The following is a 26,099-nucleotide window of genomic DNA, read 5'->3' on the forward strand; positions in this document are numbered from 1 at the left end:
AAAAGGTGATGTTATGAGGAGAAATAAACCAAAAAAACAAAATCATAAAGAGAAAAAGAAGTCGCTTCCGATCCGGCTGAATATTTTATTTTTGGCGGCCTTTGTTATATTTACTTGGATCATTGTGGAACTGGGCATCAAGCAGATCGTGCAAGGCGATGATTACAAAAATCAAGCCAATAAGCAGGAACAAAGTGAAGTCAGCTCGGCGGTACCGCGCGGGAAAATTTATGATCGAAACTTTAATGCTATTGTGACAAATAAGGCCTTAAATGCCATCACATACACCAGATCTAAATCGACCACGCAAGACCAGCGCTTAAAGATCGCAAAAAAGCTGTCTGATATGATTAAAGTCGATACAAAAAAAGTAACAGAACGGGATAAAAAGGATTATTGGATGTTGACCAGGCCGAAAGAAGCCAAAAATTTGATTACCTCTGAAGAAAGACAGAAGGTAAAAGACAAAAAACTATCTGATGACGATTTATATCAGCTCCAGCTGAAGCGGATAACTGATAAGCAGCTGAATGAGCTGACGGATAAAGACATGCAGATCCTCGCCATCAAAAGACAGATGGACTCAGGATATGCGTTGACCCCTCAATATATCAAAAATGAAGATGTATCAGCGAAGGAAATGGCAGTGGTGAGTGAACATTTAGACGATCTGCCGGGTGTTGATGTCACGTCAGACTGGGAACGTCAATACCCGTATAAGAATCTTCTCCGCTCAGTGCTTGGAAGTGTTTCCAGCTCTGATGAAGGCTTGCCGTCCAACTTGCTCGACCATTATCTGTCGCTTGGCTACAGCCGAAATGACAGGGTCGGAAAAAGTTATCTGGAATACCAATACGAAAGCCTGCTGCAGGGCCAGAAAGCAAAAGTGGAAAATATCACAGATTCAAAAGGCAATGTGACAGGAACGAAAACCGTATCTGAAGGCAAACCCGGTAAAGATCTCGTCCTTACGATTGATATTGATTTACAAAAATCAGTGGAAAAAATTATTGAAAAGAAACTTAAAGCTGCTAAAGCAAAACCGAGCACTGAATTGTTAGACCGTGCATTCGTTGTCATGATGGATCCAAGAAACGGTGAAGTACTGACAATGGCGGGTAAGCAGATTAAACGAGAAAATGGAGCCTATAAGTTTGATGATTATGCGTTAGGAGCCATGACTTCATCCTACGCGATGGGATCAGCTGTAAAAGGTGCAACTGTCTTGACAGGTCTTCAAACAGGAGCCATTAACCTAAATACAGTGTTTCAGGATGAACCATTGTATATTGGTAGCCAGGATAAAAATGGTAAAAAGTCATGGAAGAACTTAGGAGCAGTAAATATTCAAAGAGCCTTAGAGCAGTCTTCTAACGTCTTTATGTTTAAAACTGCAATCGCGCTCGGAAAAGGTGAATATAAACCGCATCAAGCTTTACCGATTGATACAGCGGCCTTTGATACATTCCGTAATTACTTCAGCCAATTTGGATTGGGAGTTAAAACCGGAATTGATCTTCCGAATGAAATGACAGGCTATAAAGGAACAAACAGACTGACGGGATTCTTGCTTGACTATGCGATCGGCCAGTACGATACGTATACACCGCTGGAACTGGCGCAATACGTCTCAACGATTGCAAACGGAGGCTATCGCTTGAAGCCTCAGCTTGTAAAAGAAGTCAGACAGTCAGATGCGAAAAAAGGAATCGGAGCTGTCGTTGAATCTGTTCAGCCTGAAGTGTTGAATAAAGTTGATATGAAGAGTAGCTATATTGAAGAAGTCCAAGCTGGATTTAGACGGGTTGCCACTAAAGGGACTGCTGCAACCCAATTGGCTTCAGCATCCTATAAACCAGCTGCAAAAACAGGCACAGCCCAATCATTCTATGACGGACCGGATAAATCAAAAGCAGGCACAAGCACTTATAATACGACACTTGTCGCTTATGCACCTGCTGATAATCCTGAGGTCGCTATTTCTGTCGTAGTTCCATGGACTTACATTGATTATAATGATAGATACTCCATTACTAACGAAATCGGCAGAGAAGTATTGGATAAATATTTTGAGCTGAAATCGAAGCAGGACAAAGAAGATACCCAGCAAAAAAATAAAAACAAAATTGAAGAAAAAGCAGAAAACACAACGTCTTCTGATCACTAAAAAGAAACGCTCACATGATGTGGGCGTTTTTTTTATACAAAAAAACGCACTGATTTACAAAACCTTAACATTCGGTTCAAACCCTTTTTACATAGAACCTTTACGCTATACGTGTAGGACAAATTACACATTATACGCAGGGGGAATTCAGGAAATGAAAAAAAACAAATGGATGCTTATGCTTCTGACGGCTGCTTTTATGATGATTGCAGCTGCATGCGGAAATGCAGGAGAAAAAGAAAAATCGAATAGCGATTCTGCAAAAGGAGAAGAAAAGGCATCAGGTTCTTTAACCATTTCTGGTTCATCGGCTATGCAGCCATTAGTACTCGCGGCCGCAGAAAAATTTATGGAAGAAAACCCTGATGCTGATATACAGGTACAGGCCGGCGGCTCTGGAACAGGGCTTTCTCAAGTGTCTGAAGGAGCTGTTCAGATCGGGAATTCAGACGTTTTTGCTGAAGAAAAAGAAGGTATTGATGCAAAAGCGCTTGTCGATCATCAAGTCGCAGTGGTTGGTATGGCGGCAGCTGTAAACCCTGATGCCGGTGTAAAGGATATTTCAAAAGATGAATTGAAAAAAATCTTCACTGGCAAAATCAAAAACTGGAAAGAGCTTGGCGGCAAAGACCAAAAGATTACGCTTGTAAACCGTCCTGATTCTTCTGGCACACGTGCCACATTTGTGAAATATGCGCTTGACGGAGAAGAACCTGCTGAAGGCATTACTGAAGATTCTTCTAACACTGTGAAAAAAATCATTGCTGATACTCCAGGAGCGATTGGATATCTTGCATTCTCATATTTAACAGATAACAAAGTTACTGCTCTATCTATTGACGGCGTAAAACCTGAAGCAAAAAATGTTGCAACTGGCGAGTATCCGATCTGGGCTTATCAGCATTCTTACACAAAAGGTGAAGCGACAGACCTAGCTGAAAAATTTCTTGATTACCTAAAGAGTAAAGACATTCAAGAAAGCATTGTGACAGACCAAGGCTATATTCCGGTTACTGATATGAAAGTGACACGCGATGCTAAAGGGAAGCAAAGCTGATCTAAATAAAAAGAGGAGTGCGGGGACAGCCGTTTCTCCTCTTAACACATTCATAGGAGTGTAAAATCAATGATAAACAATAGAGAAAATATGTCTGTGAGCGAGCGTTTAATCAGCTCAAGGCAAAATCGGCAATTGGATGAAGTCCGGGGAAGGATGATAGTGACAGCTTGTGCGTTGATTATGATTGCGGCATCTGTTGCGATTACCATTTTCCTCGGCGTTAAGGGGCTGCAATCTTTTCTTGTAAATGGTGTAAGCCCAATTGAATTCTTAACGAGTCTACATTGGAATCCTACAGATGCTGATCCGAAATATGGCGTGCTGCCATTTATTTTTGGATCATTTGCAGTAACGATTCTTTCTGCTCTCATTGCTGCGCCGCTTGGCATTGCAGGTGCGATTTTTATGACAGAAATTGCGCCGAATTGGGGAAAGAAAGTGCTGCAGCCGGTAATTGAGCTTTTAGTCGGCATTCCATCTGTTGTTTATGGATTCATAGGTCTTACAGTATTGGTGCCGTTTATTGCCCAGTTCAAATCGAGCGGAACAGGGCACAGTTTATTGGCGGGAACGATTGTCCTTTCCGTCATGATTCTGCCGACCATCACATCGATCTCTGCCGATGCAATGGCTTCTCTCCCAAAGAGCTTAAGAGAAGGTTCTTACGCGTTAGGTGCGACAAGATGGCAGACGATCAGAAAAGTACTTGTGCCTGCCGCTTTTCCAACATTAATGACGGCTGTTGTGCTTGGCATGGCACGGGCATTTGGTGAAGCTTTGGCTGTTCAGATGGTCATTGGAAATACAAGAGTATTGCCGGAAAGCCTGTTTGACACTGCTGGAACACTGACAACGATCATCACGCTGAATATGGGCCACACGACATACGGCAGCGTTGAAAACAATACGCTGTGGTCAATGGGGCTTGTGCTTCTGCTTATGTCATTCTTGTTCATCCTGCTTATTCGCTACTTGTCATCTAGGAGGAAAGTGTAATGAACCGCAAACTAACAGATAAATTGGCGACTGGAATGTTTGGTTTGTGCGCAGGCATCATCGCTGCAATTCTCGTAGGCTTGTTTTCTTATATTATGATAAACGGTGTTTCTCAGCTCAGCTTTGATTTTATTACGACAAAATCGAGCGCCATTGCAGCTGGAGGAGGAATACGCGACCAGCTGTTTAACTCCTTTTACATTTTGTTTATTACGATGCTGATTACAATCCCGCTCGGTGTGGGCGGCGGAGTGTTCATGGCCGAGTACGCGCCTGATAACAAAGTGACTGATTTTATCAGAACATGTATAGAGGTGCTTTCATCTCTTCCGTCTATTGTCATTGGGATGTTCGGATTATTGATGTTTGTTAACTTAACAGGCTGGGGGTATACGATCATAGGCGGAGCGCTTGCTTTGACTGTGTTTAACCTTCCTGTCATGGTGCGTGTCACAGAAGACGCGATCCGTTCAGTCCCTAAAGATCTGAAAGAGGCTTCTCTCGCTTTAGGTGTATCACGATGGCATACCGTCAAAACGGTTTTAATTCCAAGTGCGATCCCTTCTATCATCACAGGAGCCATTTTAGCGTCAGGAAGGGTGTTCGGGGAAGCGGCGGCTTTATTATTTACTGCCGGTCTGACAACGCCGCGTCTTCATTTTACAGAGTGGAACCCGTTTTCTGAAACATCGCCGCTTAATATTTTCAGACCCGCTGAAACACTGGCGGTCCATATTTGGAACGTAAATACGCAAGGAATGATTCCGGATGCTGAGGCGATCGCCAACGGAGGTTCTGCGGTGCTGGTGATTTCTGTTCTTGTGTTTAATCTCGCAGCGAGATGGCTCGGCACGATGATCTACAAAAAGCTTACGGCAAATTAGAACAGAAAGAGGCGAAAAACATGTCTGAACAAATGGTAAAAGAAAAGCCTGAGCATGCTGTTTTCATACCGAAGCAGCACCACGTGCTCCAAGTGGAAGATTTGTCTATTTTTTATGGGAATAAACAAGCGGTTCACCACGTGAATATGGAGATTGAAAAGAATGCGGTGACCGCTTTGATTGGGCCCTCAGGCTGCGGAAAGTCTACTTTTTTGAGAAATATTAACCGAATGAATGACTTAATTCCTTCTGCAAGAGCGGAAGGTAAAATCCTTTATGAAGGATTAAATATACTGGGCGGAAATATTAACGTGGTCAGCCTGAGAAGAGAAATCGGAATGGTTTTTCAAAAACCGAATCCTTTTCCGAAATCAATCTATGCGAATATCACACATGCATTAAAATATGCGGGAGAGCGGAATAAAGCTGTTTTAGATGAGATTGTGGAAGAAAGCTTAAGAAAAGCGGCGCTCTGGGATGAGGTGAAGGATCGTTTACATTCATCTGCACTCTCGTTATCAGGGGGCCAGCAGCAGCGTCTATGCATCGCGAGAACGCTTGCGATGAAGCCCGCCGTTCTTTTGCTGGATGAACCAGCTTCAGCTCTAGATCCGATTTCAAATGCAAAAATAGAAGAATTAATGACAGAACTGAAAAGGGAATATTCGATTATTATTGTCACGCACAATATGCAGCAGGCACTACGGGTTTCTGACCGGACGGCATTCTTTTTAAATGGCCAACTTGTAGAATACGGACAGACTGAACAGATTTTCACCAGTCCGAAACAGCAAAAGACAGAGGATTATATTAACGGGAAATTCGGATAGGAGGGCGGCAATGAGTATTGCTACTGAGGCTGTAATGAAACACGAAGTCTATCAAGTCAATGGAATGAACTTATGGTATGGACAGCACCATGCGTTGAAAAATATCAACTTGAGCATTCATGAACATGAGGTCACGGCGATCATCGGGCCATCAGGATGCGGGAAATCGACATTCATCAAAACCTTAAATTTAATGATTCAAATGACGCCGAATGTAAAGCTTGCAGGTGAGCTGAACTATAATGGCTGCAATATTTTAAAGGATAAAGTGGATATCGTCGATTTGCGAAAAAATATCGGTATGGTATTCCAAAAAGGGAATCCGTTTCCGCAATCTATCTTTGATAATGTCGCTTACGGTCCGAGAGTCCACGGCACCAAAAATAAAAAGAAGCTTCAAGATATTGTGGAAAAGTCATTAAAAGACGTGGCGTTATGGGATGAGGTGAAGGATCGTCTGCATTCATCTGCACTCTCGTTATCAGGGGGCCAGCAGCAGCGTCTTTGTATTGCAAGAGCACTTGCGACAAATCCTGATATTTTGCTGATGGATGAACCGACATCTGCACTGGACCCAATCTCAACGAGGAAAATTGAAGAGCTCATTCTTGAGCTGAAAAATAAATATACCATTGTCATCGTCACGCACAACATGCAGCAGGCAGCAAGGGTCTCTGATCAAACCGCCTTTTTCTACATGGGCGAGCTTGTAGAATCCGGAAATACCAATAAAATGTTCTCTACCCCGCAGGATCAAAGAACTCTCGATTATATTACCGGAAAGTTTGGGTAAAAAAAACAGGCTGACAATCAGCCTGTTTTTTATCGTGTTAACGTTTTTACGATCTTTTTGAAACTCATATCTGATTTCACTTTAAACTCGCCGGCGCGGATTTCTTTGTGATAGCCGGCATCAATGACATAGTCATTAAAGTCTTGGGCAGAGGAGATGATGCCTTCTTTTTCAAGAATAGCTGATACATCTGCAGTGCTCATGCCGTCTTTAATTTTGAGCTTGTACGTTTTTACTTTGTCTGTTTTCGCGTCTGAGCTGCTGTCATTGGTCAGTGATTTCTCTTTTGAATCGAGAAGTTTTTGATATTCATCACGGTTCACAGAAACCATTTTTTTAGAATCAAGGTAATTGTTCACGTCTTGTTCGGTTACTGTTTTATTTTCTTTTACAGCAGCGGCCTGATCTTCATCTGTCAGATAAAACACAGCTGCAAGGACGGCAGTCGCTAAAATGATGCCGCCGGCAAATGCTTGAATGCCCCGTTTTGTCATACGAGCACCTTCTCGTTATCTTTGATAATCGTATTTACGTCTTCCACTGATACATGTTCAGCTTTAGCAATCGCTTCAGCGGACATGCCGTTGTTATATTTAGAAAGTATTTGTTTAGCGACCTTTTGATTGATATCGCTATGCTTTGATTTGCGGATGACAAGGTTGGTTTCCAATAATTCTTCCTCAAGCACTGTCATTTTCTTTTTGAGCTTGTAAATTTCCTGCATCGCAGAAAGCTGCAGGGTTTCGAGTTCCTGTTCTACATCTTTCATCGGATCTCTTTGAGAATATGAGAATGCAATTAGCGCTATACTGACGATAAACAACGCAATAATAGCAATTTCCACGTTTCATCACCTTCTATTCTTTTTTTATCCTTCTTTTTTATACCATAAAACCAATGGATTCTAAAGGAATTCGCGAAAAAAACGAGATTTTGTCGAGAAATCTTTCTTTGCTTCCTCTCTATGTAATGGTTTAATAGGAACACTGAGTGAACGATAGGAAAGGAGAGTGTTAGAAGTCCATGGATAAATACCCATTTCTCTATAATATACGGCATAGGCTTTCTTTTTTTAGGGACACATTCGACATGATCATTCAAAACGCTCACACCTTGACCGTACGCTGGGAAATTTCAGAAGAAACAATGCGGCTTGCTGAAGCTATGCTTTTCGAAAAACCGCAGGACATGATAAAAGAATTGCGCGTTGTCATCAAAAGACAAGGCATCGAAGCCGTCAGGACAAAACGCACAACGTATGATAAAGGGGAATGGACGATGAGCCAGGCGGCTGGTGATGCAGTATACCGGGCTGAATACAGAATGGTAAATGCAATGAATGTCTCTCTCAAGCTCACCGATACAAAGGGCATTTATCTGGCTGGAAACGGGATTAGTGATATACACTGCTTTCAGAATGAGGACGCAAACACCAAGTGGGAGAAGCAATTTTCAGCCTACACCTGTTATGAGAGAGGGGAAAAAGAACGGTGAATATTCTCATGCTGTCCCTCGAACATCCTCATGAGCCGAAAAGCGGGCTTGGTGTCCATTTAAACCGTCTCATTTCTTATGTAAAGCCGTATATCAATGTTACCGTTTTTACGCCAAGCAGGAGGCTGGTTTCATATGCGCAGTTTGAAGATTTCATAGCTGATGCCAACTTTACATTGGTTCAGCACGTCTTATCCTGCAAGGAACGTTTCGATTTGATTCATGCCCATGACGACATGACAGCCCCTGCTGCTCATTATTTGAAAGAACAGTTTGGCCTTCCGCTTGCTGCGACAATCCACGGTCTTGAAAGTGAAAGGAAGAAGGCGTGCCGAGAAGCACCGCATCCATACAGACAGCAGACTGAACGGCTCCTTATAGAATCTGCTGATGAACTGATCGTGTTAAGCACATTTATGAAACAGGCTTTTGATCAGGCAGCACATAAAAAAATAACTGTTATCCCGAGTCCTGCATCTATGGAGGAAGAAAAGGGGGAACTGCCACGGAGCATGAATAGAAGGTTCTTATTTTCGTTTGGAAGGTTTGTTCCGGAAAAAGGGTTTTCCCAGCTGTTAAAGGTGTTTGCTGTTTTGAGGCGGCGTCAGCCTGACCTGCATTTGGTGCTGGCTGGGGAAGGGCCGTCTCTATCCTCCTATGAGAAATTATCTGCGGCATTGAACTTGAAGGAACGTGTTATCTTCCTGCCGTTTCTGCATAGAAGGGATATCAGAGCGTTGCTGTCTCAGTGTGAAATGTCAGTTTTCCCTAGTTTTTATGAGCCGTTTGGGCTTGCCGCGCAGGAAAGCATGGAACAAGGTGTGCTGACTGCCGTTTCTCAGTCGGGCGGTTTTTGTGACTACGCCGTTCATGACAAAACGGCAATTACCGTTGATTTTACTCGCGAGCAGGAAGCGGCTGATCTGCTGGACAGGGTATTGAAAGACCGGGAAAAGGCCCGCCGCATAAAAGAAGCCGGCAGACAACAAGTAATCAAACTCCACAATCCCCGGGTCATTACAGGATCATATTTGCAGCTTTATAGGAGAATCCTCAATAATTCAGCAATTCATTGAAAAACAGCCTAGCATTCCGTCGATTATAGTGGTATTATATATAAGTCTGAATAAGTAAATGATTTTAGTTTGGAGGGAAAATAATGCGCGTTAATATTACTTTGGCTTGCACTGAATGTGGTGAGCGTAACTATATTTCTAAAAAGAACAAACGCAACAATCCAGACCGCGTTGAATTTAAAAAATATTGCCCACGTGATAAAAAATCTACGTTACACCGTGAAACAAAATAACAGCCCAGCTGTTTGAGGTGTGAGAAAGAAGCCAGAGCTTTGAAAAAGGTTCTGGCTTTTTTCTATTCCAAGGGGGGATGAGAGATGAAATCACAAGTAAGAAAAAAAACGATAGAGGCACTATCTGCTGTATCAAATGAAGAGCTTCTTCAAAAAACCGCACGAATATACCAGGATTTATTTTCCATTCCTGAGTGGCAAAATGCCAGCACCATTGCCGTCACCATTTCCAGAGGTCTGGAAATACCGACTCGTCCCATAATTGAGCAGGCTTGGGAAGAAGGGAAACAAGTTTGCATTCCAAAATGCGACCCGGAAACGAAGAATATGCAATTTCGCACATATCAGACCGATGATCAGCTTGAAATCGTTTACGCCGGACTTCTTGAGCCGGTGATTGAAAAAACAAAAGAAGTAAAGCCCTCACAAATTGACCTGGTCATTGTTCCGGGCGTTTGTTTTGATACTGCCGGGTTTAGGATCGGCTTTGGCGGCGGATATTATGACCGTTATTTATGCGGGTATAAAGGGAAGACAGTCTCATTGCTTTTGGAGTGTCAGCTGTTTGCACATCTTCCCCGCCGGCCCCATGACATCCCGGTACATAAGCTGATAACAGAGAATCAAATGATTTCTTGTTTTTCATAACTTTCCTGCTCCTTATTCAAGAATAAATAAGAAAGAATAACAAATCCTATTGACAGGAGGGATATGATGAAAAAATTTATGATTTATGCCATTTTCGCCGTTTCTGCCGTCATGTTTTATCAAAACCGCTACCGGCTTATGAATACTGTACTCAGCCAGCCGGGAATCAGACGGTCTTTTATTCATCTCTTTTTAAGAATTCCGTTTATCCGCAATAAGTTTATACAGCAAGCTTTCTAAAATCCCGTCAAACGGGATTTTTTGCTTTTAGTAGGTGTTTTTTAGCGCCAGCTGTTATAATGAGAAAAAACCATTGGAGCGGTAAACATGTATTTGCTGGAGTATACATACTGGAACATCGCGGCTCACCTAGTGAATAGCGGGTATGGCGTCATACAAGCCGGTGAGTCTGATGAAATATGGATGGAAGCACCGGACAAGTCCTCTCATGATCTGGTTCGCCTTTTTAAGCATGACCTTGATTTCCGTCAAGAAATGGCAAGAGATATCGAAGAGCAGGCTGAACGGGTAGAGCAAGTCAGAAAGCAACTTGGCAGACGGAAGATGAAGCTGCTGAATGTATGTTTTTCACAAGAAGCCCCTGTCGATGACTGGGAAGAGATTGCCGAAAAGCCTTTTGAGAACGGAACTGTGTCAGTTGAACCGGCGATTGTGAGGGGGACAATGCTTCGTGATGACCTTCAAGCTGTTTTTCCATCATATCGTGCAGATGCCCGCGATTCGTTTGAAGACGCGCAAATGGCGAGAGAACGCTTCCTGTCGCTCGTGCTGAGACAAGAGGAACAGAGAAAAAAGGAAGCGGCGTTTTTTCAAAATGGAAAACCGATCTTTACATATGTATTCATTGCGCTTCAGATCTTGATGTTTTTCTTGCTTGAACGAAACGGAGGCAGCACAAATACGGAGACGCTGGTCGCCTTTGGAGCGAAGGAAAACAGCCTCATTGCAGCAGGAGAATGGTGGCGGCTTCTGACTCCGATCGTGCTTCATATCGGCATTGCGCATTTAGCGTTTAACACACTGGCTTTATGGTCGGTCGGTACAGCCGTTGAGCGGTTGTACGGATCGGGCAGGTTTCTGCTGATTTATCTGGCGGCTGGCATTACGGGTTCGATCGCAAGCTTTGTGTTCAGCCCGTATCCTTCAGCAGGAGCTTCGGGAGCCATATTTGGATGCTTAGGCGCATTGCTGTATGTCGCTTTGTCAAATCGGAAAATGTTTTTAAGAACAATTGGCACCAATATTATTGTCATTATTATCATTAACCTGGGCTTTGGTTTTGCAGTTTCGAATATTGATAATTCGGGACATATCGGCGGCTTGATTGGCGGCTTTTTCGCAGCAGCCGCACTTGGATTGCCAAAAGCCGGAGCCTTTGGAAAAAGAGTGCTGTCAGCGGTTTTGCTGATCGCTTTGACGGTCGTTTTTTTATATTACGGATTGCATTCGCCTTCTCATCAGGAGTCAGCGCTGATTCAGCAGGCAAGCGAGCTTTATCAGGAAGGAAAGTATGAAAAAGTAACGGAATTGCTGAATGGAGAAGCGGAGCAAAAAGATGCTTCAGTCGATCTGTTGAAAATTCTGGCTGTTTCAGATATTCAAATCGGCGAATATGACCAAGCGATTTCTCTTTTGGAAAGAGCAGTGAAAAAAGACCCTAAAGACCACGCCTCATATTATTATTTAGCCTCGTTGTATGCTGAAAAAAATGAGCTGGGTCAAGCTGAAAAGGCGATCAAATCGGCTCTGAACGTAAAGCCGAAGGAGCAGCACTACAAAGAGCTGCAGCAGCAAATTGAACACAGTAAAGAATCATAAACGGAAATGCCTAAGAGGGAGGCTTTGCTGTTTGTCAGGGGTTTCTACTTGACTGGCCGCTTCCATATGAATACGCTTAAGATAGTTAAAATCAAGAATGGTGAAGAAAATGAATACATTTTATGATGTGCAGCAGCTGTTAAAAACATTTGGCCACATCGTTTACTTTGGAGACAGAGAGCTTGAGATTGAGTTTATGCTAGATGAATTAAAGGAATTATACATGAACCACATGATTGAGAAGGAGCAGTGGGCCAAAGCCGTGGCTGTCCTTCGGAAAGAATTGGAACAAACAAAAAAACGAAAGAGATAGATGTAAAGGTTAAGGTGATAAAAATGGACGAAATATGGTTTGCAGGCATTGACCTGGGAGGAACGACGATTAAACTCGCTTTTATTAATCAATATGGTGAAATTCAGCATAAGTGGGAAGTCCCGACTGATAAAACCGGTGACACCATTACAGTTACAATCGCAAAAACAATCGACAGCAAACTGGATGAGCTGCAAAAACCGAAGCATATCCTCAAATACATCGGAATGGGCGCACCAGGCCCTGTAGATATGGCGGCAGGAGTCGTTTATGAAACGGTAAATCTGGGATGGGAAAACTATGCATTGAAAAATCATCTGGAGACAGAAACAGGCATTCCGACTGTTATCGAAAACGACGCGAATATAGCAGCGCTCGGAGAAATGTGGAAGGGAGCAGGTGACGGTGCAAAAGACGTCATTCTCGTGACACTTGGCACTGGAGTTGGCGGCGGCATTATTGCAAATGGTGAAATTGTCCATGGCATCAACGGCGCCGGCGGAGAAATCGGCCATATTTGCAGCATTCCTGAAGGCGGGGCGTCTTGCAATTGCGGTAAAACAGGCTGTATCGAAACGATTGCGTCAGCAACCGGAATTGTAAGAATTGCAAAAGAAAAAATAGCAAATGCTAAAAAGACGACACGTTTAAAAGCAACTGAACAATTGTCAGCGCGGGATGTGTTTGAAGCGGCGGGTGAAAATGATGAAATTGCCCTTGAGGTGGTTGATTATGTAGCCAAGCACCTTGGTTTGGTGCTAGGAAATTTGGCAAGCTCGCTTAATCCGTCAAAAATCGTTCTTGGCGGCGGTGTTTCGAGAGCCGGAGAACTGCTGAGATCAAAAGTCGAAAAAACATTCCGCAAATGCGCGTTTCCGCGGGCAGCCCAAGCAGCTGATATTTCAATCGCAGCACTTGGTAATGATGCCGGTGTTATCGGAGGCGCTTGGATCGCTAAAAATGAATGGCTGAAACACCAAAATTGTTAAAATTGTGTAAATGAAATTGATTTTTTGTTGTGCTCAGGTTAAGATTTAATTTGATGTGTTAATGAGAATGTTGGGAATAGACTGATTTTTTGAGCGTGCTGCATAGGAGGTTGAAATGCGAAAAACGTTTTTTTCGAAGATTTCATTTATGCTGATTGCCATTTTATTGATGTGGCTGAAAACGTATGCTGTTTACAAAACCAGTTTTCATATTAAAATCGACAATCTAACGCAGGAATTTATTCTGTTTATCAACCCATTGAGCTTTTTGCTGCTCATCTTTGGCTTTGGCCTTTTTTTAAAAGGCAAAAACAGAAATCGCTACATGATCGCGATGAGCTGTCTTGTTACGTTTGTATTGCTGGCTAATATGGTTTTTTACCGTTTTTACAATGATTTCTTAACCATCCCTGTCCTTTTTCAAACGAGCAATATGGGTGATCTCGGAAGCAGCATCGGAACACTTCTTGAGCCGACAGACCTCCTATTGGCTGTAGATATCGCTGTTTTAATATGGCTTCACATCCGGCAGAAAGCTTTTCAATCGGACATTCCCTCCACGAAAAATGAACGGGCCGCATATTTTCTATTCGTTGCGTCTGTTTATTTCTTCAATCTGGGGCTGTCTGAAGCGGAAAGACCTCAGCTGTTGACACGCTCATTTGACAGGGAAATGCTTGTTAAAAACATCAGCCTGTTTAATTTTCATATTTACGACGGTGTTCTTCAGTCAAAGCAGTCCGCACAAAGGGCGTTGGCTGACAGCAACAGCCTCACGGAAATTGAAAACTACGTAACCGCTAATGCGAAAGATGGCAACAAAAGCTTGTTCGGCGCTGCAAAAGGAAGAAACGTCATTCTTGTATCCTTAGAGTCGACGCAAAGCTTTGTGATCAATGAAAAGGTGAATGGAGAAGAGATCACGCCTTTTCTGAATGACTTTATTAAACAGAGCTATAACTTTACTAATGTTTACCACCAAACCGGCCAGGGGAAAACATCGGATTCTGAATTTATCGTGGACAATTCATTGTATCCGCTTGGACGAGGCGCTGTATTTTTTACAAATGCAGGAAATCGATATATGGCTGCACCTGAGATATTGAAAAAAAACGGTTATTACTCTGCGGTGCTTCATGCTAATAATAAAAGCTTTTGGAATCGTGACTTAATGTACGACTCGTTTGGATATGATTCGTTTTTTGATATTCAGTCGTATGACGTAACCGACAAAAATTCAGTCGGCTGGGGGCTTAAGGATAAAGAATTTTTTGAGCAGTCTTCAGAGCTGATGAAAAATCTGCCTCAGCCGTTTTACTCGCGGCTGATCACACTGACGAACCACTTCCCGTTTGATCTTGATGAAGAGGATCATTTGATTGATGAATATGATTCAAGCAGCCAGACGCTAAATAAATATTTCCCGACAGTGCGCTATCAGGATGAGGCGCTGAAACGGTTTATCGAAAAGCTGAAGGAAGACGGGCTATACGACAACTCTATCATCGTATTGTACGGTGATCATTACGGAATATCGGAAAACCACAATGAAGCGATGGGGCAATTTTTAGGGAAAGAGATTACACCGTTTGAAGAAGTGCAGCTCCAAAAAGTGCCGCTTGTCATTCATATTCCCGGGATGACCGATAAAAAGCCGCAAACCATTGAAACAGTAGGCGGACAGATTGATATCAGGCCGACGCTGATGAATCTTTTAGGAATTGACACGAAAGATCACATTCAATTCGGCAATGACCTGCTTTCAGATGAAAAACTGGACTTTACGGTGCTTCGGGACGGGAGCTTTATTACGGATCAGGTCGTTTACACAGATGGTGCTTGTTATGACAAAGAGACCGGAAAGCCGCTAAAAGAGGCAAAACAATGTGATGCCTTTGCCGATAAAGCGAAACAGGAGCTATCACTTTCCGATGAAATCATTTATGGGGATTTGTTACGCTTTTATGATCAGAAACGGCTGGACAATACGCCGAAACGAAAAGAAAAACAAATGCTAGATCAGGCATCATAACCACAATGTCTCCCGCATCAAAGTGAGCGGGAGGCTTTCTTTTTTTAAACACGCTGTCATATAGTAACAAAAAAGGGGGATAATGATGGCGTTTATTACGGTGAAACCTGAGATCAAGCACAATTTAGCCAAAGTGGCGAGAGAGCTGGAGATAGACGAGGAATTGCTTAACATTGCAAATCGCTTTGCACAGAAAGATCAATTGTATTGTCCTGGTTACATTATAGAAGAGCAGAACGACAAGGAGCTGCAAACCATTGAGGACATAAAGAGCTTTTTGCAGCCTTGGCAGCTGGACCTTTCTGATAGCTGGGTGAAGCAAGAAAAAATCTATGATCATTCAGCTGTTGAAAAGGAGATAAAAAAGATCATTGATGTGTTTCCGTTTGTTTCATGCCGGGAAATCGGCCGTTCTGTACTCGGCAGGCCAATCTGGGAGCTGAAGACTGGCGGGGAGCATGCCGCAAAAAAGGTCCATATGAACGCCTCATTTCATGCGAATGAGTGGATTACAACGTCCGTTCTGCTGAAATGGTTTAAGGAATACTGTATGTCATTATGCTGCGGCTCTTCTTTTTTCGGCTTTTCTCCCATGAAGCTGTTCAGCAGCACTTCCTTGTCTCTTGTGCCTCTTGTTAATCCGGATGGCGTTGATCTTGTCTTAAACGGAGCAGAAAGTATGGGGGCCAGGAAGGATGAGCTCGAAAGGCTAAATGGCCATCGTCCGAATTATAATGAATGGAAGGCGAATATAAACGGGGTCGATTTAAATAAACAATTTCCGTCGCTATGGGAAATTGAAAAATACCGCAAACCGACAGAGCCGAGCTACCGTGATTTTCCGGGAATTTCTCCGCTTACGGAGCCGGAATCCATTGCGATGTACCGGCTGATAATGGAGAATCCGCCTGACAGACTGCTGGCTCTCCATACTCAGGGAGAAGAAATTTATTGGGGCTATAAAGGACTTGAGCCTGAAGAATCTGCTGCTGTCATAGAGGATTTTGAGAAGGTAAGCGGGAACATTTATAAAGGAATAAGGGATATAGACAGCTATGCTGGATTTCGCGATTGGTTTATTCACCATTATTTTAAAGAAGGGTATACGGTGGAACTTGGAAAGGGGCAAAATCCTTTGCCGTTTCAGCAGTTTTCACATATTTATAACGCGACAAACGGCATTTTGTGGAGAGCGTTATTTTTTCATGAGTAACTGAAACTTTTTCTTTTTTCTGCCGAAGTAAATATGAGACAATAAAAGATGATCGGGGGGAAGGCTGATGAGATCAGTTTGTTTCATTCTGCTGTCAGCGTTGCTGTTTAGTTTGTCGGCATGCGAACCATCTCATCAGCAGCAACAAGCATCAGCGGCAAAAGATGAGGAAAAAGATATCATACCGCTTTCCGCGGAAAAAGCGGACGGAGCGGAAGGATGGCTTAATGACAGCACCATTTTATATACCGCGTCTGATCCAACGAAAACGGAGCTTTATACGTACCGCATCTTTACCGGGAAAGCGAAAAAGCTCTATCAAACAAATGGCCAGATCGTTGATGTTCAAATCAATCCAAGGAAGCAGATGATTCTGCTGCAAATCACACACAGCCATAAGACTGCAGTGGTTTTGCTTAATGCAAAGGGAGAGCTGCTCTACCAAAAAGATTATGAAACGTATGAGCTGGAGGCTGCTTGGAATCAATATGACCCTTATCAAATGATGGTTACGGTATTCTCTGAAAACTGGGACTTCCATACATATCAGGTGAATGCTAAAAAAGACGAGTCTAACCTAAGTCCGGTACAGGTTCCGTTTATTCATTGGACATCGAAAAACACATTTGATTATGTAAAAGAGGGAAGAGATGACAAGTCAGGCTCTTTATATACGTTTGATACAGAAACGAAAACGGAACAGAAGCTTGAGGATGACGTTCTTTTCTTGGATTCTTTCCATCAAATGAGTTTTACTGTCAAATCAGATTCCGAAGAAAAAGGGATGTATCAGTTTAAAACACCGCAAACAAAATATCCAGTTACAGTGGAATGGCCGCTCCAAACGAAATATACTAGTTTGGCTCCGATGGAGTATGACTATGATGAAGGAGAAGGCCTGTTTTATACGTTTAAGGAAAGCGGCGATGCGTATAAGCTCGCAGCTGTCAATGTGGCAACGGGGAAGGCTAAAGATCTTTTCTCTTTGCCGGAAATGGAGCCGATTCAAATATCTCCGAACGGGAAATATGCATTATACGGCTTTCATTTTGAGCAGATTATGTTATTGAAATCACATGAAACGAAGCAACTCATCATTGATCACAAGGAGATGGAATAACGATGGCTATCGCAGATGTAACCATTATCCCAATCGGTACGGAAACACCTAGTGTCAGTGCTTATGTGGCCGATGTGCAAAAGATTTTAGAAGGGTATAAAGCTGAAGGGAAAATCAAATATCAGCTGACACCTATGAATACGCTGATCGAGGGAGAACTGAGTGACCTTTTCACAGTCATTCAGGCTATTCACGAAGCGCCGTTTCAACAAGGGCTGCACAGAGTGGCAACTAACATCCGCATCGATGACAGGCGTGACAAAAAAACAACGCTTAAAAGCAAAATAGAAAGTGTCAATAAACATTTACAGCAATAAAATAAACCTGTATCCGATCGGATACAGGTTTTAATGTGCGGTTGGATAGCCGCTGTTTATCACCGTCATCACGGTAAACCAGCCAAAGACAAATAAAGTGGCTCCGGCCAATAAAAATCCAAGTATATTTCTATTCTTCACAGAACGCAAGACTCCCCATAAAGCGAAAAGAGCGACAAGGCCGAAAATCACGACAAGTAACATTACGCAGCCCCCTTTTACATTGAAAAACCTGCAATTCTTTCCAGTTTTATTCTACCTGTTTTTTATAGGTTTGTCGATAGCGTTTTCATTGCGATTGATTGAATCTTTTTTCAAAAACCTTCATAATAGGAGGATAAAAAAGAAAAAGGTGATAAAAGTGAAATGGAGACGAATGCCGGTAGGGCCGATTCAAGCGAACGCATATTTTCTCATCAGTGATGATCAATGCCTGATTTTTGATCCGGGCGGTGAAGGAAATAAAATCAATCAATACATAAAAGAAAAAGGGCTGACGCCTTTAGCCATTTTACTTACACATGCCCATTTTGACCATATTGGGGCATTAGACGAAGTGAGAGAAAAATGGAATATCCCTGTTTACCTGCATCAGAATGAAAAGAATTGGCTTACGGACGCCTCTTTAAACGGCTCCGGCATGCTGCGGGGGATAGAAGTCACAGCTAAGCCCGCAGACCATCTGATTGAAGGAGACGGTGAACTGAATATCGGGCCGTTTCATTTGAAAACATTATTTACGCCGGGACATTCGCCAGGCAGTGTTTCTTACTATGTGAAGGATGCAGACTTGGTGATCTCTGGAGATGTCCTGTTTCAAGGCGGCATAGGGCGTACAGATTTAATAGGCGGTGATCAAGAGACGCTGCTGACGTCCATTCATGAAAAACTGCTTACGCTGCCGGAGGACACGCTGGTGTTAAGCGGTCATGGCCCTGAAACAGACGTGCGGACAGAGCAGGATCAAAATCCGTTTTTAAATGGGTTTTCACTGTAAAAAAAGAGACAAACCGATAAGGTTTGTCTCTTTTTGCATTTAATGCCCTCCGCCGCCGGGCACCATAATAAAAATCGAGTAATATGTAAAGCCGGCGAAGAAGATCGTTAAATAGGCGCCAAAAATATAAATATACATGCGTTCAGTTAAGTTCAAATACGATAGGAATACAAATAAGATCGTCTGACCAAAAAATAAAAGGGAAGCATCTTTCATATCACCCAAATAAAACATGACTGCAAAAATTCCTGTCCAAAATCCTAACACCCGGAACATGCGATTCATTTTTATCCCCTCCCGAGAGTCCCTCTGATGTTTATTATAATAGATCGCATCTAAAAATGTAAACATTTTCATTACTTATATACAAATGGAATTTATATTTCTATTATATGAATGATTTTTTTAAAATAACTCAAAAAAACTTTTCCTAAATGGTTTAAATGAAAAATGATCCGGGTAGTTATTCTACAAAGAGATGGTTAACTGAGGAGGAAAAAAACGAATGGAACAAATCATTTTTTACTCATATCCAAGCTGTACGTCATGCCGGAAAACAAAACATTGGCTAAAGGCGCATCAAATTGAATTTAATGAACGGCACTTATTCAGAGAAACTCCCACTGTAGAAGAATTAAAGTACATTTTATCGTTAACGACAGAGGGAATCGATGAAATTTTAGCAACAAGAAGCCAGACATTCAAAAATTTGAACTTAAACATTGAAGAGATGACGGTAAATGAGGTGCTGGAACTTTTAGTTGATAAGCCGAAGCTTTTGAGACGGCCGATTCTTGTGGACAACAAAAAACTGGTGATTGGTTATAATCCGGGAGAACTGTTGAAATTATCAAAAAAGAAAACGGTTCATCAATCTGCATGATGAAAAACCGAAGATCCGCTGATTTAGACGAATCAGCTTATCTTCGGTTTTTCACCTGTTCAGAAACTGGGCTAGCTGGATTCGAACCAACGATCACGGAGTCAAAGTCCATTGCCTTACCGCTTGGCTATAGCCCAATGATGTAAACATAGTATGTGCTGAGGCAGACGCGTTATACACATATGAAAATATATTTTCAAAAGACAGGAGGGAGCTCATTAAGATGATGGCTCTTGATCAGCATATAACAGAGCATAAAGAAGATATTATAAAACAATGGCTGGAAGCTTGCACGGCAAAAGGAAGCCGGCTGCATTCCGCTAAAGATCAGCAAAAATTAGAAAAAAAGTTAAAAGACCAGCATGAAGCATTAGTGACCATCGTGGCGAAATCCCTTAGAAAGGCAGAAGGCGTAAAGGATGAGCTCAATCGATGGTCTCTTCAATGCGCCAGAGACCGTGCCGTTCATGAAGTGACTGTAACAGAAAGTGTCGGTCAGTTTAACGCGTTCAGGCAGATCATGTTTGAATGGATTTTGAAATTCAGCGAAGCGTCTTCTCAGGAGAACAGCATTCGGAATATGTATGAGTGGAGCAGGATGTTGAACCAAACCATTGATGAGATCATCGAAGTGTTTACTGAAGAGTATCACCAGGTCACCATGATCCAATTAAACGCGCAAAAAGAAATGATTAATGAATTGAGTGCGCCGATTATTCCGATAACTGAGGGGGTAGGGATCCTTCCGCTTGTCGGTGAAATTGATACGTACAGAGCGAGAACGATTTTGGAATCGGTGCTGCAACAATGTTCGGCGTTAAAGCTCTCGTATTTGTTTTTAGATATTTCAGGCGTACCCATCGTCGATACAATGGTGGCCTATCAAATTTTTAAAGTGATTGACAGCACCAAACTGCTTGGCATTGAGACGATTATTTCAGGAATCAGGCCGGAAATTGCCCAAACTGTGGTGAAGCTTGGTCTGGATTTTTCGAATGTGAAAACCGAGCAAAGTCTCGCTAAAGCCTTGGCCAATAAAGGATTTAAGATAGAAGAGCGTTGATGGCGTTCATTTATCTTGTAATAAAGAAGCTGAACAGCCACCTTCAGGCTATTCAGCTTTTTTAACTTCTATAAATGAAATGTGGTGGCTGTCGATATCTTTTACCTTAAAAGAGTAGCCGTCATAGTCAATGATACTTTCAGGCTCGGCGTCTATGTTTTGTGTCAGAAACCAGCCGCCCAAGGTATCCACTTCTGTATCTGATAAATCTGTTCCAAGCAGGTTGTTTACATCGCTGATTAATAATTTTGCGTTTAATAAGTAGTGATCCTTTCCAAGCTCGCGAATAGGAGGCACTTCATCCGCATCAAATTCATCGCGGATTTCTCCAACAATTTCTTCGATAATATCCTCGACAGTGACCAAACCGGAAGTCCCGCCATATTCATCAATGAGGATGGCCATATGAGTGCGTTCCTTTTGCATTTTCACCAGTAATTTATAAACAGGAATCGTCTCAATCACGTGGATAACAGGTTGAATGAAAGGTTCGATTTGCTGTTTTTTGAGTGAAAAATCTTTCGTCAGCATGGAAAACAGCACTTCTTTCATATTGATTACACCGATGACGTTATCTTTATCCTCTTTAACGACTGGGTACCGTGTATATTTTGTTTGCTTCACTGTTTCCTTCAGATGAGGAATGGAATCTTCATCAAGTGACAAACTGACCATCTCATTTCGCGGCACCATGATTTCCTTTGCCATCCGTTTGTCAAACGTGAAGATATTATTCATATATTTCAATTCACTTTTTCTGATTTCACCGCTTTTATAGCTTTCAGCCAAAAGAACCCGCAGCTCTTCCTCCGTATACGCCAGTTCGTGCTCTGATGCAGGCTTCAGTCCAAACGCCCCTGTTATCAACCGGGCAGAGTGGTTCAGCAGCCAAATGAATGGAAACATGATCTTATAAAACCAAATAAGCGGTTTGGCGAATAGCAAGGTAATGCTTTCAGCTTTTTGAATGGCGAAGCTCTTTGGCGCCAGCTCTCCGATGACAACATTTAAATACGTCACCGCTAAAAAGGCGATGACAAGTGAAAGAAGATGAGTAAGCGACTCATTTAACCCTGCTTTATGAAAAAGCGGCCGAAGCATGGTTTGCACAGTCGGTTCCCCAAGCCAGCCCAGTCCTAAAGCTGCGACTGTGATGCCCAGCTGGCAAGCTGATAAATATTCATCAAGGTGAGTGATGACATGCTTTGCTGCTTTAGCGCCTTTCTTGCCTTTAGCAACAAGCTGATCAATTCTCGATCGCCGGACTTTTACGATCGAAAATTCTACGGCAACAAAAAATCCTGTTAACAAAATGAGAATAGCGACTGCTAGTAAATTGATAAATTCCAAAATAACTGCCTTCTCCAAGGAAGGCATGCACCTCCCTTTTCCGATGTCTTTCTACATTCCATACCACCGCAAACTGCTCACAAAACATGTGTTAAAGAGGCTGATTGGTTTAGTAATGCTTTTCTTGGGCAATTAAAGAATAAAGAACAAAAGTTTGGAGGAGCTTGTTATGAAGGCACATACGGGAAAGGATTGGTTTTGGTACCAAATGGGCCCGCAGGAAAGAAATAAGGCAAGAGATCTGATCCATTTTTCTCACTGGCCTCAATGTGAAAAGTGGTTTGAAAATAATCATCATATTAATTTTTTGCGAGTAGACACGACTGAAACGGATAATGAAGCGGTATTTGGCTCGATTGTATATGATCAGGGGCTTGGTGAGGAAAAAGACCATACCGTTTTTCACTTTTATATTACCAGACAATATTTCTTTACCATTAACTTTGATTTTTCGATTTTGAAGGGGATCAAGGGAAAACAAGTTGTTCAGCAAATGGAAAGAGCCGACAATGCGATAGAGGGATTTTTGATTCTTCTCGGGGAGTTAATGAATGCGTACCTAATCGGTGTTGATGAATTTGAAGTAAAGCTGAGAAAGCTAAGATGGCAAATCAAAGACGACAATAGCAAAAGCATTTTAAACCGCGTTCATCTTCTGCGCCATGAGCTGATGATCTGGAAAAACTTAATCCTAAGCGCTAAAAAAATTGAAATGGCGTTGAAAGAAACCTTTTTGCCGGAAAATGAAGAAAAAAAGGACTATCAGCGAACCCGCCTGAAAATCGACAGGGGATTTACATACATCAGTGAATTTGAAGGAGAGCTTAACAATCTGCTGCATTCAGAGGAAGTCATTACCTCTCACAGGGGAAATGAAATTGTAAAAGCACTGACCATTTTCACAACGCTTTTTACGCCGATTACAGCACTGGGCGCTCTCTGGGGGATGAACTTTTCAGTGATGCCTGAGCTAAATTGGAAATACGGATATCTCTTTTCTCTCTTATTGATTATCACGTCTACGGTTCTCATCTACCTATATTTGAAGAAGAAAGGCTGGACGGGAGATATGCTGCAGGAACGGAAGGAGAAAAAGAAATCTCGTAAAAGGCGGATACTGTAGAGTATTTGATTTTTTGTGCAGTGAATAAAAAATAAATCGAACCCGGTAAAGGAGGAGTGGGTAGAATGCTGTAAACCAACCGCTTCAACTGCAATATCGGTTCTATTCATGGGACACTTCAAAGGATTGTTTCTGACCGGGATACTGTGACGAGATGCTTAGCTGAAAATTAGATGAATGCAAAGCAAGTGACATCATGAGGGGTGATATCGTATCCATATTATGGAATAACACCCAAATCCGCGGTTTACCCGATTCTTGAAAACGAACGAATTGCAGGCATTGTTGCATTAGGCGATCTTTCCGTTAAGAAAGATACTGATCAAAAAAACGGAGAAGCATTAAGCGAAATTTCAAATCAGCATAATAAAAGATGAAGTGAAGCAGGCGTGATGATGATCATGCCTGCTTTTTGGAGAAAATAATGAAATCAAGCAGGTCATGTAGCTAAAAACCATCTTTTCTTCCATCAGAAAATGATTTTTCGTCATATAACACCTTCAGGAAATCACTTTTTCCCAGTTTGATTATGGGTTCTTCTTTTTCTACAATACGAATTGAAAGGAGGGGAATCAATTTGGATTCAATAGAAAAGATAAGCAGAACCTTGATTGAAGAGGCATATATAACGAAGGCTTCTGATATTCATATTGTGCCGAGGGAGCGTGACGCTATCATTCATTTTCGAGTGGATCATGCCTTGCTGAAAAAAAGGAACATGAAAAAAGAAGAGTGTGCAAGACTGATTTCCCATTTTAAATTCCTCTCAGCAATGGACATAGGAGAAAGACGAAAACCGCAAAATGGCTCCCTTACGCTAAAGCTTGAAGAGGGACATGTTCATTTAAGAATGTCAACGCTCCCCACAATTAATGAAGAAAGTCTCGTAATCAGAGTGATGCCTCAATACAATATCCCTTCAATAGACAGACTGTCACTATTTCCAAAGACAGGAGCCACCTTACTCTCTTTCTTAAAACATTCCCACGGCATGCTCATTTTTACCGGGCCGACTGGTTCGGGCAAGACCACCACATTATATGCTCTCGTTCAATATGCAAAAAAACACTTTAATCGAAATATTGTCACACTGGAGGACCCTGTTGAAACAAGGGACGAGGATGTTCTTCAAGTACAGGTGAATGAAAAAGCAGGCGTGACCTATTCCGCAGGGCTGAGAGCGATTTTGCGCCATGACCCGGATATGATTATTTTAGGTGAGATCAGAGACGCGGAAACCGCTAAAATTGCTGTGCGGGCAGCGATGACGGGGCATCTGGTGCTGACGAGCCTTCATACGAGAGATGCGAAGGGCGCGATTTACAGGCTGCTTGAATTCGGCATCAATATGAATGAAATCGAACAGACTCTCATTGCAATAGCTGCTCAGCGTTTAGTTGATTTAGCTTGTCCGTTTTGTGAAAACGGTTGTTCATCGGTGTATTGCCGCCAGTCACGGAACACCAGGAGAGCAAGTGTTTATGAGCTCCTTTACGGAAAAAATCTTCAGCAATGCATTCAGGAGGCAAAAGGAAATCATGCAAATTACCAATATCAAACACTCCGTCAAATTATCCGAAAAGGAATTGCGCTTGGCTACTTGACGACCAACAACTATGACCGGTGGGTTTATCATGAAACAGATTAGAAAAACTTGGACGTTAAAGGATCAAGCACAGTTATTAAAGCGGCTCGGTGAAATGACGGCGGGCGGATATACACTTCTGGATGGATTGCATCTGATGGAACTCCAGATGAATAAGAGGCAGGCTGATGCCTTGGCTGACGCGGTCACACGTTTGAGGGAAGGGGCTCCGTTTTATCAAGTATTACAGAGCTTGTCATTTCATAAGGAAGCCGTAGGTATTTGTTATTTTGCTGAAACACATGGAGAACTGCCTGCTTCCATGATCCAGAGCGGAGAGCTGCTAGAACGAAAAATGGCACAGGCGGATCAGATGAAAAGGGTGTTGCGGTATCCGCTTTTCCTCATCTTTACTGTTGCTGTCATGTTTTATATATTACAGTCGATCATCATTCCTCAGTTTTCCGGTATTTATCAATCGATGAATATGGAAACCTCACATTCAACTGACATGCTTTTTGCTTTTTTTCAGCATTTTGATCTTGTGATCATTTTGCTGGTTCTTTTTGCAGCAGGTATCGGGCTTTATTATTGGCTTGTGTTTAAGAAAAAATCACCTGCCCGGCAAATGCTTATTTGTATCAGGTTACCTTTGATTGGACAACTGATCAGGCTGTTTAACAGCTACTTTTTTTCTTTGCAGCTAAGCAGCCTTTTACAATCAGGTCTCTCCATTTATGACAGCCTTAACGCATTTAAACATCAAACGTTCCTCCCTTTCTACCGCAGCGAGGCCGAACAGGTGATTGAACGGCTGAAAGCTGGTGAATCAATTGAAGCCGCTATTTGTAAAAGTCCTTTTTATGAAACTGATTTTTCAAAAGTCATATCTCACGGACAGCTGAACGGCCGTCTTGATCGGGAGCTGTTCACATACAGCCAGTTCATATTGCAGCGGATGGAGCACAAGGTGCAAAAATGGACAGGCATCCTGCAGCCGATCATTTATGGGTTTGTTGCAGCAATGATCGTCATTGTGTATTTATCTATGCTTTTGCCCATGTATCAGATGATGAATCAAATGTGAAAGGAAG

The 26,099-nt window shown here is 42.4% G+C and carries 28 protein-coding genes, 1 tRNA gene and 1 pseudogene; 24 read left to right on the forward strand and 6 right to left on the reverse strand.

Annotated features, from left to right (window positions below; all coding sequences use genetic code 11):
* The first annotated feature begins 13 nt into the window (after positions 1-13).
* The 6 genes from pbpA to pstB (V756_RS0113090) all read left to right on the forward strand — a co-directional run bounded on the left by pbpA (position 14) and on the right by pstB (V756_RS0113090) (position 6,730).
* Positions 14-2,167, forward strand: a complete 2,154-nt coding sequence (gene pbpA, locus V756_RS0113065) for a penicillin-binding protein 2A (protein ID WP_024715039.1) — start codon at positions 14-16, stop codon at positions 2,165-2,167.
* A gap of 154 nt (positions 2,168-2,321) precedes the next feature.
* Entirely contained in the window at positions 2,322-3,224 is a 903-nt protein-coding gene (locus V756_RS0113070; protein WP_024715040.1) for a phosphate ABC transporter substrate-binding protein, read from the forward strand.
* Between the two features lie 69 nt (positions 3,225-3,293).
* The gene (gene pstC, locus V756_RS0113075) at positions 3,294-4,223 is read left to right on the forward strand and encodes a phosphate ABC transporter permease subunit PstC (protein ID WP_024715041.1); all 930 of its coding nucleotides are present in this window, start codon (positions 3,294-3,296) and stop codon (positions 4,221-4,223) included.
* Positions 4,223-5,107 (forward strand): phosphate ABC transporter permease PstA, encoded by an 885-nt coding sequence (gene pstA, locus V756_RS0113080; RefSeq protein WP_024715042.1) that lies wholly within the window; start codon positions 4,223-4,225, stop codon positions 5,105-5,107. Before pstC ends, pstA begins: the two co-directional genes overlap by 1 nt.
* A 20-nt stretch (positions 5,108-5,127) precedes the next feature.
* Positions 5,128-5,937 carry a phosphate ABC transporter ATP-binding protein PstB gene (gene pstB / locus V756_RS0113085; protein ID WP_024715043.1) on the forward strand — a complete coding sequence of 270 codons (810 nt, stop codon included), beginning with the start codon at positions 5,128-5,130 and terminating at the stop codon, positions 5,935-5,937.
* 10 nt (positions 5,938-5,947) lie between these two features.
* Positions 5,948-6,730: a phosphate ABC transporter ATP-binding protein PstB gene (gene pstB / locus V756_RS0113090; protein WP_024715044.1), complete on the forward strand. Its 783-nt coding sequence runs from the start codon at positions 5,948-5,950 to the stop codon at positions 6,728-6,730.
* Between the two features lie 29 nt (positions 6,731-6,759).
* Here the strand turns inward: pstB (V756_RS0113090) and V756_RS0113095 are convergent, their stop codons facing one another.
* Both V756_RS0113095 and V756_RS0113100 read right to left on the reverse strand, forming a co-directional pair.
* Positions 6,760-7,224 carry an endolytic transglycosylase MltG gene (locus tag V756_RS0113095; RefSeq protein WP_024715045.1) on the reverse strand — a complete coding sequence of 155 codons (465 nt, stop codon included), beginning with the start codon at positions 7,222-7,224 and terminating at the stop codon, positions 6,760-6,762.
* Entirely contained in the window at positions 7,221-7,574 is a 354-nt protein-coding gene (locus V756_RS0113100) for a hypothetical protein (RefSeq protein WP_024715046.1), read from the reverse strand. Before V756_RS0113100 ends, V756_RS0113095 begins: the two co-directional genes overlap by 4 nt.
* Before the next feature lie 179 nt (positions 7,575-7,753).
* Between V756_RS0113100 and V756_RS0113105 the strand changes: the two genes are divergently transcribed.
* The 12 genes and pseudogenes from V756_RS0113105 (at position 7,754) to V756_RS0113155 (ending at position 18,004) form a co-directional block, all read left to right on the forward strand.
* Positions 7,754-8,224 carry a hypothetical protein gene (locus V756_RS0113105; RefSeq protein ID WP_024715047.1) on the forward strand — a complete coding sequence of 157 codons (471 nt, stop codon included), beginning with the start codon at positions 7,754-7,756 and terminating at the stop codon, positions 8,222-8,224.
* Positions 8,221-9,300: a glycosyltransferase family 4 protein gene (locus V756_RS0113110; protein WP_024715048.1), complete on the forward strand. Its 1,080-nt coding sequence runs from the start codon at positions 8,221-8,223 to the stop codon at positions 9,298-9,300. Before V756_RS0113105 ends, V756_RS0113110 begins: the two co-directional genes overlap by 4 nt.
* An 83-nt stretch (positions 9,301-9,383) precedes the next feature.
* Positions 9,384-9,533, forward strand: coding sequence for a 50S ribosomal protein L33 (rpmG, locus tag V756_RS01000000122385; protein WP_003153056.1), 150 nt, complete (start codon positions 9,384-9,386; stop codon positions 9,531-9,533).
* Positions 9,534-9,617: 84 nt separating this feature from the next.
* On the forward strand, positions 9,618-10,181 hold the full coding sequence (locus V756_RS0113115) for a 5-formyltetrahydrofolate cyclo-ligase (RefSeq protein ID WP_024715049.1): 564 nt from the start codon (positions 9,618-9,620) through the stop codon (positions 10,179-10,181).
* 66 nt (positions 10,182-10,247) lie between these two features.
* Positions 10,248-10,421, forward strand: coding sequence for a protein YqgO (gene yqgO, locus V756_RS01000000122390; RefSeq protein WP_032682100.1), 174 nt, complete (start codon positions 10,248-10,250; stop codon positions 10,419-10,421).
* Between the two features lie 87 nt (positions 10,422-10,508).
* Entirely contained in the window at positions 10,509-12,020 is a 1,512-nt protein-coding gene (gene yqgP / locus V756_RS0113125) for a rhomboid protease YqgP (RefSeq protein ID WP_024715050.1), read from the forward strand.
* 109 nt (positions 12,021-12,129) lie between these two features.
* A pseudogene (locus V756_RS0113130) lies at positions 12,130-12,346 on the forward strand (YqgQ family protein).
* A 10-nt stretch (positions 12,347-12,356) separates the two neighbouring features.
* Complete coding sequence (glcK, locus tag V756_RS0113135; RefSeq protein ID WP_024715052.1) at positions 12,357-13,322, forward strand: glucose kinase GlcK; 966 nt, start codon at positions 12,357-12,359, stop codon at positions 13,320-13,322.
* A 115-nt stretch (positions 13,323-13,437) separates the two neighbouring features.
* Entirely contained in the window at positions 13,438-15,354 is a 1,917-nt protein-coding gene (locus V756_RS0113140; protein WP_024715053.1) for an LTA synthase family protein, read from the forward strand.
* Positions 15,355-15,436: 82 nt separating this feature from the next.
* The gene (locus V756_RS0113145; protein ID WP_081719860.1) at positions 15,437-16,567 is read left to right on the forward strand and encodes a M14 family metallopeptidase; all 1,131 of its coding nucleotides are present in this window, start codon (positions 15,437-15,439) and stop codon (positions 16,565-16,567) included.
* A gap of 67 nt (positions 16,568-16,634) precedes the next feature.
* Entirely contained in the window at positions 16,635-17,687 is a 1,053-nt protein-coding gene (locus V756_RS0113150) for a YqgU-like beta propeller domain-containing protein (protein ID WP_024715055.1), read from the forward strand.
* A gap of 2 nt (positions 17,688-17,689) precedes the next feature.
* Positions 17,690-18,004 (forward strand): MTH1187 family thiamine-binding protein, encoded by a 315-nt coding sequence (locus V756_RS0113155; protein ID WP_024715056.1) that lies wholly within the window; start codon positions 17,690-17,692, stop codon positions 18,002-18,004.
* A gap of 30 nt (positions 18,005-18,034) precedes the next feature.
* Here V756_RS0113155 and V756_RS0113160 read toward each other — a convergent pair whose 3' ends face one another.
* Complete coding sequence (locus V756_RS0113160; protein WP_014114408.1) at positions 18,035-18,208, reverse strand: DUF2759 domain-containing protein; 174 nt, start codon at positions 18,206-18,208, stop codon at positions 18,035-18,037.
* A gap of 157 nt (positions 18,209-18,365) precedes the next feature.
* Here V756_RS0113160 and V756_RS0113165 point away from each other — a divergent pair, with 157 nt between their 5' ends.
* A complete protein-coding gene (locus V756_RS0113165) occupies positions 18,366-19,001 on the forward strand; it encodes an MBL fold metallo-hydrolase (protein WP_024715057.1) in 636 nt (211 codons plus the stop codon).
* A 39-nt stretch (positions 19,002-19,040) separates the two neighbouring features.
* On the opposite strand, the gene V756_RS0113170 is transcribed toward V756_RS0113165, so the two are convergent.
* A complete protein-coding gene (locus V756_RS0113170; protein WP_003226300.1) occupies positions 19,041-19,286 on the reverse strand; it encodes a DUF2626 domain-containing protein in 246 nt (81 codons plus the stop codon).
* Positions 19,287-19,506: 220 nt separating this feature from the next.
* Between V756_RS0113170 and mgsR the strand changes: the two genes are divergently transcribed.
* Positions 19,507-19,884 (forward strand): transcriptional regulator MgsR, encoded by a 378-nt coding sequence (mgsR, locus tag V756_RS0113175; protein ID WP_032682101.1) that lies wholly within the window; start codon positions 19,507-19,509, stop codon positions 19,882-19,884.
* Between the two features lie 66 nt (positions 19,885-19,950).
* Here mgsR and V756_RS0113180 read toward each other — a convergent pair.
* Positions 19,951-20,021, reverse strand: a tRNA-Gln gene (locus tag V756_RS0113180).
* A gap of 86 nt (positions 20,022-20,107) precedes the next feature.
* On the opposite strand from V756_RS0113180, the gene rsbRD reads away from it, so the two are divergent.
* Positions 20,108-20,947 carry an RsbT co-antagonist protein RsbRD gene (gene rsbRD / locus V756_RS0113185; protein WP_024715059.1) on the forward strand — a complete coding sequence of 280 codons (840 nt, stop codon included), beginning with the start codon at positions 20,108-20,110 and terminating at the stop codon, positions 20,945-20,947.
* A 48-nt stretch (positions 20,948-20,995) separates the two neighbouring features.
* Here rsbRD and V756_RS0113190 read toward each other — a convergent pair whose 3' ends face one another.
* Positions 20,996-22,324, reverse strand: coding sequence for a hemolysin family protein (locus V756_RS0113190; protein ID WP_024715060.1), 1,329 nt, complete (start codon positions 22,322-22,324; stop codon positions 20,996-20,998).
* A gap of 142 nt (positions 22,325-22,466) precedes the next feature.
* Here V756_RS0113190 and corA point away from each other — a divergent pair, with 142 nt between their 5' ends.
* The 3 genes from corA to comGB all read left to right on the forward strand — a co-directional run bounded on the left by corA (position 22,467) and on the right by comGB (position 26,092).
* A complete protein-coding gene (corA, locus tag V756_RS0113195; RefSeq protein ID WP_024715061.1) occupies positions 22,467-23,420 on the forward strand; it encodes a magnesium transporter CorA in 954 nt (317 codons plus the stop codon).
* A 577-nt stretch (positions 23,421-23,997) separates the two neighbouring features.
* Positions 23,998-25,068, forward strand: a complete 1,071-nt coding sequence (gene comGA, locus V756_RS0113205; RefSeq protein ID WP_024715062.1) for a competence protein ComGA — start codon at positions 23,998-24,000, stop codon at positions 25,066-25,068.
* Positions 25,055-26,092, forward strand: coding sequence for a competence type IV pilus assembly protein ComGB (gene comGB, locus V756_RS0113210; protein WP_024715063.1), 1,038 nt, complete (start codon positions 25,055-25,057; stop codon positions 26,090-26,092). The genes comGA and comGB overlap by 14 nt, the downstream gene beginning before the upstream one ends.
* Positions 26,093-26,099: the final 7 nt, after the last annotated feature.

Source organism: Bacillus tequilensis KCTC 13622 (assembly GCF_000507145.1).
Lineage (GTDB): Bacteria > Bacillota > Bacilli > Bacillales > Bacillaceae > Bacillus > Bacillus tequilensis.

What these genes read in the sequence shown, in the direction of transcription:
- pbpA (WP_024715039.1), top strand. Translation starts at nt 14, where the DNA reads ATGAGGAGAAATAAACCAAAAAAACAAAATCATAAAGAGAAAAAGAAG.
- V756_RS0113070 (WP_024715040.1), top strand. Translation starts at nt 2,322, where the DNA reads ATGAAAAAAAACAAATGGATGCTTATGCTTCTGACGGCTGCTTTTATG.
- pstC (WP_024715041.1), top strand. Translation starts at nt 3,294, where the DNA reads ATGATAAACAATAGAGAAAATATGTCTGTGAGCGAGCGTTTAATCAGC.
- pstA (WP_024715042.1), top strand. Translation starts at nt 4,223, where the DNA reads ATGAACCGCAAACTAACAGATAAATTGGCGACTGGAATGTTTGGTTTG.
- pstB (WP_024715043.1), top strand. Translation starts at nt 5,128, where the DNA reads ATGTCTGAACAAATGGTAAAAGAAAAGCCTGAGCATGCTGTTTTCATA.
- pstB (WP_024715044.1), top strand. Translation starts at nt 5,948, where the DNA reads ATGAGTATTGCTACTGAGGCTGTAATGAAACACGAAGTCTATCAAGTC.
- V756_RS0113095 (WP_024715045.1), bottom strand. Translation starts at nt 7,224, where the DNA reads ATGACAAAACGGGGCATTCAAGCATTTGCCGGCGGCATCATTTTAGCG.
- V756_RS0113105 (WP_024715047.1), top strand. Translation starts at nt 7,754, where the DNA reads ATGGATAAATACCCATTTCTCTATAATATACGGCATAGGCTTTCTTTT.
- rpmG (WP_003153056.1), top strand. Translation starts at nt 9,384, where the DNA reads ATGCGCGTTAATATTACTTTGGCTTGCACTGAATGTGGTGAGCGTAAC.
- V756_RS0113115 (WP_024715049.1), top strand. Translation starts at nt 9,618, where the DNA reads ATGAAATCACAAGTAAGAAAAAAAACGATAGAGGCACTATCTGCTGTA.
- yqgO (WP_032682100.1), top strand. Translation starts at nt 10,248, where the DNA reads ATGAAAAAATTTATGATTTATGCCATTTTCGCCGTTTCTGCCGTCATG.
- yqgP (WP_024715050.1), top strand. Translation starts at nt 10,509, where the DNA reads ATGTATTTGCTGGAGTATACATACTGGAACATCGCGGCTCACCTAGTG.
- glcK (WP_024715052.1), top strand. Translation starts at nt 12,357, where the DNA reads ATGGACGAAATATGGTTTGCAGGCATTGACCTGGGAGGAACGACGATT.
- V756_RS0113140 (WP_024715053.1), top strand. Translation starts at nt 13,438, where the DNA reads ATGCGAAAAACGTTTTTTTCGAAGATTTCATTTATGCTGATTGCCATT.
- V756_RS0113145 (WP_081719860.1), top strand. Translation starts at nt 15,437, where the DNA reads ATGATGGCGTTTATTACGGTGAAACCTGAGATCAAGCACAATTTAGCC.
- V756_RS0113150 (WP_024715055.1), top strand. Translation starts at nt 16,635, where the DNA reads ATGAGATCAGTTTGTTTCATTCTGCTGTCAGCGTTGCTGTTTAGTTTG.
- V756_RS0113155 (WP_024715056.1), top strand. Translation starts at nt 17,690, where the DNA reads ATGGCTATCGCAGATGTAACCATTATCCCAATCGGTACGGAAACACCT.
- V756_RS0113160 (WP_014114408.1), bottom strand. Translation starts at nt 18,208, where the DNA reads ATGTTACTTGTCGTGATTTTCGGCCTTGTCGCTCTTTTCGCTTTATGG.
- V756_RS0113170 (WP_003226300.1), bottom strand. Translation starts at nt 19,286, where the DNA reads ATGAATCGCATGTTCCGGGTGTTAGGATTTTGGACAGGAATTTTTGCA.
- mgsR (WP_032682101.1), top strand. Translation starts at nt 19,507, where the DNA reads ATGGAACAAATCATTTTTTACTCATATCCAAGCTGTACGTCATGCCGG.
- rsbRD (WP_024715059.1), top strand. Translation starts at nt 20,108, where the DNA reads ATGATGGCTCTTGATCAGCATATAACAGAGCATAAAGAAGATATTATA.
- V756_RS0113190 (WP_024715060.1), bottom strand. Translation starts at nt 22,324, where the DNA reads ATGCCTTCCTTGGAGAAGGCAGTTATTTTGGAATTTATCAATTTACTA.
- corA (WP_024715061.1), top strand. Translation starts at nt 22,467, where the DNA reads ATGAAGGCACATACGGGAAAGGATTGGTTTTGGTACCAAATGGGCCCG.
- comGB (WP_024715063.1), top strand. Translation starts at nt 25,055, where the DNA reads ATGAAACAGATTAGAAAAACTTGGACGTTAAAGGATCAAGCACAGTTA.